Below are 6,431 nucleotides of genomic sequence, written 5' to 3' on the forward strand. Positions count from 1 at the left end.
GTGAACCCCCGTTGGCTGTCCACCTGACAGCTCTTTAGTCTGGACGGAGGCCACTAAACACGGTAGCATTCGAACTTGGAAGGGCTGTCTAAGGCAAGAGAACCCCCATATGTCGGACTGGCATCACTACAGCGGAAACATGCATATTCACACGTCCTATTCGGACGGGGAAAAGCTGCACGCCGAGATCGCCGCAGAAGCCATCGCCGCCGGACTGGACTACATCATCGTCACCGACCACAACGTTTACGTGACGGGTGTCGAGGGGTATTACGAGAACGAACACGGTCGCGTCTTGCTGATGACCGGCGAGGAGGTACACAACGTCCGCCGCCAGCCGCAGGCCAGCCACTTTCTGGCCTATGGCGCGGGCAAGGAACTGGCCCGCCACGCCCCCGACCCGCAGGCGCTCATCGACGAGACGCTCGGCGCGGGCGGCTACGGCTTCCTGGCCCACCCCCACGAACGCGACCTGCCGCTGATCGATTCGCCCGATTTGGGCTGGCATGACTGGGATATCGAGGGATTCAGCGGGCTGGAAATATGGAATTACATGTCCAGCTTCAAGAACGCCGTGGCCGCGCGGCTGGAGAAGTTGCGCTGGAAGAACAAACTCGTCAGCGCGCTGGTCGGACTGTGGATGACCTTGCACCCGGAGCGCTACGTCACCGGCCCGGAGCCGGAGACGCTGGCGCTGTGGGATGACTTTTTGAGCCGGGGGATGCGCGTCGCCGCCATCGGCAACAGCGACGCCCACGGCACGCCCATGCGCCTCGGCCCGTTGCGGCGCATTGTTTACCCCTACGAGTTCCTCTTTCGCGCCGTCAACACCCACGTGCTCCTCCCAGAGCCGCTGAACGGCGACATGGCCCACGACCGGGCGCTACTGTTGCGGGCCTTCGGCCGCGGCCACAGTTGGGTCGGCTACGACATGGCTGGCTCCACGGCCGGATTCCGTTTCACCGTGCAGGGCGTCGGCCGGGGCATTATCGGCGACGAGATGCCGTACGGGCTTGGGGCAACGCTCCAGGTTAAAGCCCCCGCCCGCTGCCGCATCCGGCTCATCCGGCACGGCAAGGTGATGGCCGAGGTCGAGCGCGAGTCGAACCTGGCTTACATCCCCGACGAACCCGGCGCCTATCGCGTGGAGTGTCTTATCCCCTATGAGGGGCGGGAGCGGGGGTGGATCTATAGCAATCCGATTTATCTGAGGTAAGCGCGGGGGTACGGGGGAGCAGAGGGGCGGGGGAGCGCGCCTAACGACCATTGACCCGCTACTTGCCACCTGCTGCATGCACATGCCACTCACCACGCTCTTTCACCTGCTATACCACCAGTTCGCCTGGACGTATGACGCTGTCAGCAACATCGTCTCGCTCGGCCAGTGGCGGGCGTGGGCGGCGTGCGGGTTGCCCTTTGTCAGCGGGCCGCGCGTGCTGGAAGTGGGGCATGGGCCGGGCCACATGCTGGCGGCGCTGCGCGAGCGTGGCTTCGACGCAACGGGGCTTGACCTCTCGCCGCAGATGGGGCGCATCGCCCGGCGGCGGCTGGCCAGCGGCGATGCGCCGGCGCGGCTGGTGCGCGGCCATGCCCAGGCCCTCCCCTTCGCCGACGCCTCCTTCGATGGCGCACTGGCGACGTTCCCCACGGCCTACATCACCGCCCCGTCGACAGTCGCGGCGCTCCACCGCGTCTTGCGGCCCGGCGGCCGGCTGGTCGTTGTGCCGGGCGCGCAACTGACCGGCAGCGGGCCGGCGGTGCGATTCATCGATTGGTTATACGCAATCACCGGACAGGATGGCGGCGCGCCCGGCGATGCCGGAACTGAAGATGAGTTCTGGACGCGCGCGCTGGTCGGGCCGGGCTTCTCCGTTCGCCACCACACTGTAACGCTGCCGGCCAGCGTGGTGACCATCATCGTGGCCGAACGATTGAGCGTTTCCTAACCGGCCTTGCGCCCTGCGCCGGTCGATTGGTACAATGCGCCCATGATCGAACCTGAAGCCCCCTTGACCGAGGAGCCGGCCGCGGAGTTGCCTCTCATCGTACAACAGCCGACCCCGGCCGAAGCCGTCTACTCTGCTGACACACCGGGCGCTCCTGGGCCGCCAGCCGCTCTCGAATACCCGCGCGCTACCTGGCCAGAAAAGGCGCTGCCCTTCCTGATCACGGCCGCGGTGCTGGCAGTCGATCAGTTGACGAAGTATCTGGTAGAGACGCGCATCCCGCTCTACGGCTCGTGGGCGCCTATCCCGGCGCTCGAAGGAGTTTTACGCATCGTCCACACGGCCAACACCGGCGCAGTCTTCGGCCTGTTTCAGGGCACGGGCATGATCTTCGCCGGCCTGGCGGTGGTGGTAGCCATCGCCATTGTCTACTTCAACCTGACGCTGCCCGGCGGCCACTGGCCGCTCCGCATCGCGCTGGGGCTGCAACTCGGCGGCGCGCTGGGCAACTTCACCGACCGCATGCGGCAAGGGCACGTGACCGACTTCATCGACGTTGGCCCGTGGTACATCTTTAACGTGGCCGACATGGCGATCTCCGGCGGCATCGTCCTGTTCGCCATCGTCTACCTGCGGGAGTATCGCAAGGAACAGGAGGCGATGAAAGCCAACGCCCCCGACCTGGCCCTGCGCCCAGCCGACTCCGAACCGAAAAGCGCCGAGTGACACAGGCTCAACCCGCTGGCAATAACTAACCACCTGCATGCACTACTTACTCCTTACTGCCCACTACATACTGAACACTGACCCGCTGACCTACTAGCTACTCCCCCATGTCCCTCCACAACACCCAAGTCGAACTGACCCTGGACGCCGTCGGTGAACGGCTCGACCGCGCCTTGACCGAAGCGCTGCCCGACTTGTCGCGCATGCAGTGGCAGAAGCTCATCCGCGAGGGGCTGGTGACCATCGACGGGGAGCGCGCCCGCCCCAGCTATCGCATCGTGGGCGGCGAATCGCTGGTAGCGTCGGTGCCGGCGGTGGTCGAGGCAGAGGTGAAGGCCGAGGATATCCCGCTCGATATCCGCTACGAGGATCGTGACCTGATCGTGGTCAACAAGCCGGCGGGGATGGTCGTCCACCCTTCGCTGGGCCACGCTGGGGGCACGCTGGTCAACGCCCTGCTGGCGCACTGCCCCGATCTGGAAGGCGTGGGCGGCGAGCGACGGCCGGGTATCGTGCACCGGCTGGACAAGGATACGTCCGGGTTGATCGTCGCCGCCAAACACGACCACGCCCTGTGGTATCTGCAGAACCAGTTCAAGCAGCGCACAGTGCAGAAGGTCTATCTGGCCCTGGTGAACGGGGCGCTCCAGCCGCCGGAGGCAGTGGTTGACGCGCCCATCGGCCGCGACCCGCGCCACCGCCAGCGCATGGCCGTAGTGCCCGAGACCCGCGGCGACGCCCGCCCGGCCCAGACGGCCTATCGAGCGCTGGCTTATTATGGCGATTACACGCTGGTGGAGTGCCGGCCCCGCACGGGGCGCAAGCACCAGCTTCGTATCCACCTCGCCTTTGTGGGCTATCCGGTGGTAGGCGACACGCTTTATGGCCGGCGCAAGGAGCCACTCGGCTTGCGGCGTCACTTTCTGCACGCCGCCGAACTGAGCTTCCGCCGGCCATCGGACAACGAGTTGTTGCACATCACGTCCGAACTGCCGGAAGAGTTGCAGAGCGTGCTGGCGGCGCTCAGCGCCGGCGGCTAAGGGTTAGACGAACGATGACGCCTGTCCGCATCCATCATGTCCAGATCACTGTGCCGCCGCAGGAAGAGGGCGCGGCGCGCCGCTTCTACTGCGAACTGCTGGGCCTGACCGAAGTGGATAAGCCAGACTCGCTGAAAGCGCGCGGCGGCTTCTGGGTGGACGTAGGCGGGCAGCAACTCCACGTCGGCGTCGAGGATGGCGTCGAGCGGGCGCGTACCAAGGCCCACGTCGCCTATCAGGTGGACGACCTCGCCGCGTGGCGAGCGCGGTTGGCGGTGGCCGGCGTTCGCCCGCTGGAGAGCGTGCCCATCCCCGGCTATGACCGCTTCGAGTGCCGCGACCCGTTCGGCAATCGCCTGGAGTTCATTCAACCGCTATGAGTGAGCCAGACCCGACCCAACGCTTCTCCGACCGCGCCGAGAACTACGCCCGCTACCGCCCCGGCTACCCGCCAGCAGTGCTCGACTGCCTGCGCGACGAGTTTGGCCTGACACGAGAAACAGTGGTGGCCGACGTTGGCTCCGGAACCGGCATCCTGACCGAGATGTTCCTGCAGCGCGGCCACACCGTCTACGCCGTGGAGCCAAACGAAGCGATGCGCGCGGCGGCCGAACGCGCCCTCGGCCATTACCTCCGTTTCGTTAGCGTCGCCGGCCGGGCCGAGGCGACGGGGCTGCCCGACGGGAGCGTTGGCCTGGTGGCGGCCGGGCAGGCGTTTCACTGGTTCGATGGGCCGGCGGCGCGCGTCGAGTTCGGCCGGATTCTTGAGCCGGGCGGCTGGGTCGCGCTGGTTTGGAACGCGCGGCTCCATGAGGGCGACCCCTTCATGGCCGCCTACGAGGGGACGTTGGGCGCATTCGGCCTCGGCTACCACGCCGTCACCCATCGCAGTCATCGGGGCGAGATGGACGCGCTGTTCACCAGGGGCTACCAGGAGCGGGTGTTTGAGCATAGCCGCCCGCTCGATTGGGACGCGCTATGGGGCGGGTTCCTCTCCGCCTCCTACGCTCCTCTGCCCGGCGACCCCCGGTATGAACCGCTACGCCAAGCGCTGCGCGATGCCTTTGAGGCCCACCGACAGGCAGGGCAAGTGCGCTTCCGCTATCTGACGAACCTCTACGTTGGTCAGCTCTAGCGTAACTCGTCACGCTCAGATGTAAACGCTCTCCCCTGTCTCCTATCCCCTGATTACCCTATTGACAACCATCCCATCTTAGATTAATATCTACTGTATTAGACAATCATCTAATACCGTACACACCTCGTCGCCCGCTTCGTTATCAACAGCCCACAGTTTTCATTGTCAGGCGCGTTCCGGGTAACGCTCCTCCTGCGCGCTCTAAATCTGCGAAATCTATGAAATCTGTGGATGTCTTCTCAGGAGATGGGTCATGTTGCATCCCGACGTGCAGGCAGAGATAATCTTGTCCTTCCAAGAGGAAAAGCGGCGGCAATTCGTCCAGATGCGCGAGCGCGAACGGGCGGCAGCTGCTCTGCGTCCTCCCTTCCGGGCGCGCCTGTTGCGCCTCAGCGGCGACGCGCTAATCGCTGCCGGTCACGGTCTGCAACGTCTCGCGGGACCGCAAGCAGCCGAGTTTGAACACAAGCGCCTAGGAGAAGTAAGTTGATGCCTTTAGAGTTGCGCACCCGCCAGGTCGGCCCGTGGGGCATGAACACCTACGCCCTGGTCTGCCCCCACACGGGCCAGAGCGTCCTTATCGACCCCGGCGACGACGCCGACGACCTGACCGAGATGCTGGCCGGCACCTCGCCCATCGCCATCCTGCTCACGCACACCCACCCCGATCACGTCGGCGCACTCGACGAGATGCGGCGGCGGCTGGGCGTGCCGCTGGGCGCTTTCCCCGGCCCGCACCACGGCGACCTGGCGCTTCAGGCCGAGATCGACCTGCGCGACGGCGATTCCTTTCTGGTCGGCGAGCACGTGCTGCGCGTCTACCACGCGCCGGGGCACATCCCCGACCAGATCTGCTTCTACCTGCTCGATGATACGCGCGTGGTCGTCGGCGACACGCTTTTCGATGGCGGGCCGGGACGGACGTGGTCGGCCGGCGACTTCCGCCAGACGCTCGACACCCTGCGCGATGTGGTGTTGCCCTGGCCCGACGAGATCGTCTGCTACCCCGGCCACGGCCCGCACTTTCGCCTGGGCGACCGCCGGGCGCAGATCGAAGCCTTCATCACCCGCGACCACGGCGACTTCTTCGGCGATGCGACGTGGGACATGGCCTGACGGCCGGAGGAGACGCCATTGAACACCCCTCCTCGCCTCTCCGGCATGCGCGGTTTCCTCCTCATCTGGTTCGGTCAGCTGGTGTCCATGTTGGGCACGGGCATGACCAATTTCGCCCTCTCTTTCTACCTGTTCGAGAAGACAGGTCAAGCCACGGCCCTGACCATTGCCATCTTCTGTTTCGTTGCCCCCAGCATTCTGCTCAGCCCGGTGGCAGGGGCGCTAGTGGATCGCTCGAACCGCAAGCTGGTCGTCATTCTGACCGACTTGGCGGCGGGCATCGTGACGATTGCCTGGCTGCTCATCGTTCTGACGACGGGCGACCTGGAGCTGTGGCAAGTCTACCTGGGTAACGCCATCACCGGCGCCTTCAACGCCTTCCAGTTCCCGGCGTTTTCGGCGGCGGTGACGCTGATGATCCCCAAAGAGCAGTTCGGGCGCGCATCCGGCATGCTGGATTTCGCG

General features: G+C 65.5%; 9 protein-coding genes. All 9 read left to right on the forward strand.

From position 1 onward, the window contains the following. Window positions 1-109 precede the first annotated feature (109 nt). Window positions 110-1,216, forward strand: coding sequence for a CehA/McbA family metallohydrolase (locus tag ACE3UY_RS14705; RefSeq protein ID WP_374688257.1), 1,107 nt, complete (start codon window positions 110-112; stop codon window positions 1,214-1,216). 82 nt (window positions 1,217-1,298) lie between these two features. Continuing rightward, entirely contained in the window at window positions 1,299-1,946 is a 648-nt protein-coding gene (locus ACE3UY_RS14710; protein ID WP_374688258.1) for a class I SAM-dependent methyltransferase, read from the forward strand. A gap of 42 nt (window positions 1,947-1,988) precedes the next feature. Continuing rightward, on the forward strand, window positions 1,989-2,672 hold the full coding sequence (gene lspA / locus ACE3UY_RS14715; protein ID WP_374688259.1) for a signal peptidase II: 684 nt from the start codon (window positions 1,989-1,991) through the stop codon (window positions 2,670-2,672). Window positions 2,673-2,779: 107 nt separating this feature from the next. After that, the gene (locus ACE3UY_RS14720) at window positions 2,780-3,712 is read left to right on the forward strand and encodes an RluA family pseudouridine synthase (RefSeq protein ID WP_374688260.1); all 933 of its coding nucleotides are present in this window, start codon (window positions 2,780-2,782) and stop codon (window positions 3,710-3,712) included. Window positions 3,713-3,726: 14 nt separating this feature from the next. Then, on the forward strand, window positions 3,727-4,092 hold the full coding sequence (locus ACE3UY_RS14725) for a VOC family protein (protein WP_374688261.1): 366 nt from the start codon (window positions 3,727-3,729) through the stop codon (window positions 4,090-4,092). After that, window positions 4,089-4,847 (forward strand): class I SAM-dependent methyltransferase, encoded by a 759-nt coding sequence (locus ACE3UY_RS14730; protein ID WP_374688262.1) that lies wholly within the window; start codon window positions 4,089-4,091, stop codon window positions 4,845-4,847. The genes ACE3UY_RS14725 and ACE3UY_RS14730 overlap by 4 nt, the downstream gene beginning before the upstream one ends. A 256-nt stretch (window positions 4,848-5,103) precedes the next feature. After that, the gene (locus ACE3UY_RS14735; RefSeq protein ID WP_374688263.1) at window positions 5,104-5,340 is read left to right on the forward strand and encodes a hypothetical protein; all 237 of its coding nucleotides are present in this window, start codon (window positions 5,104-5,106) and stop codon (window positions 5,338-5,340) included. Then, the gene (locus ACE3UY_RS14740; protein ID WP_374688264.1) at window positions 5,340-5,966 is read left to right on the forward strand and encodes an MBL fold metallo-hydrolase; all 627 of its coding nucleotides are present in this window, start codon (window positions 5,340-5,342) and stop codon (window positions 5,964-5,966) included. Before ACE3UY_RS14735 ends, ACE3UY_RS14740 begins: the two co-directional genes overlap by 1 nt. An 18-nt stretch (window positions 5,967-5,984) precedes the next feature. Continuing rightward, window positions 5,985-6,431 (forward strand): MFS transporter (locus ACE3UY_RS14745; protein WP_374688265.1); only part of this gene is annotated, 447 nt, incomplete at its 3' end.

Source organism: Promineifilum sp. (SeqCode), from assembly GCF_041918635.1.
Classification (GTDB): domain Bacteria; phylum Chloroflexota; class Anaerolineae; order Promineifilales; family Promineifilaceae; genus Promineifilum.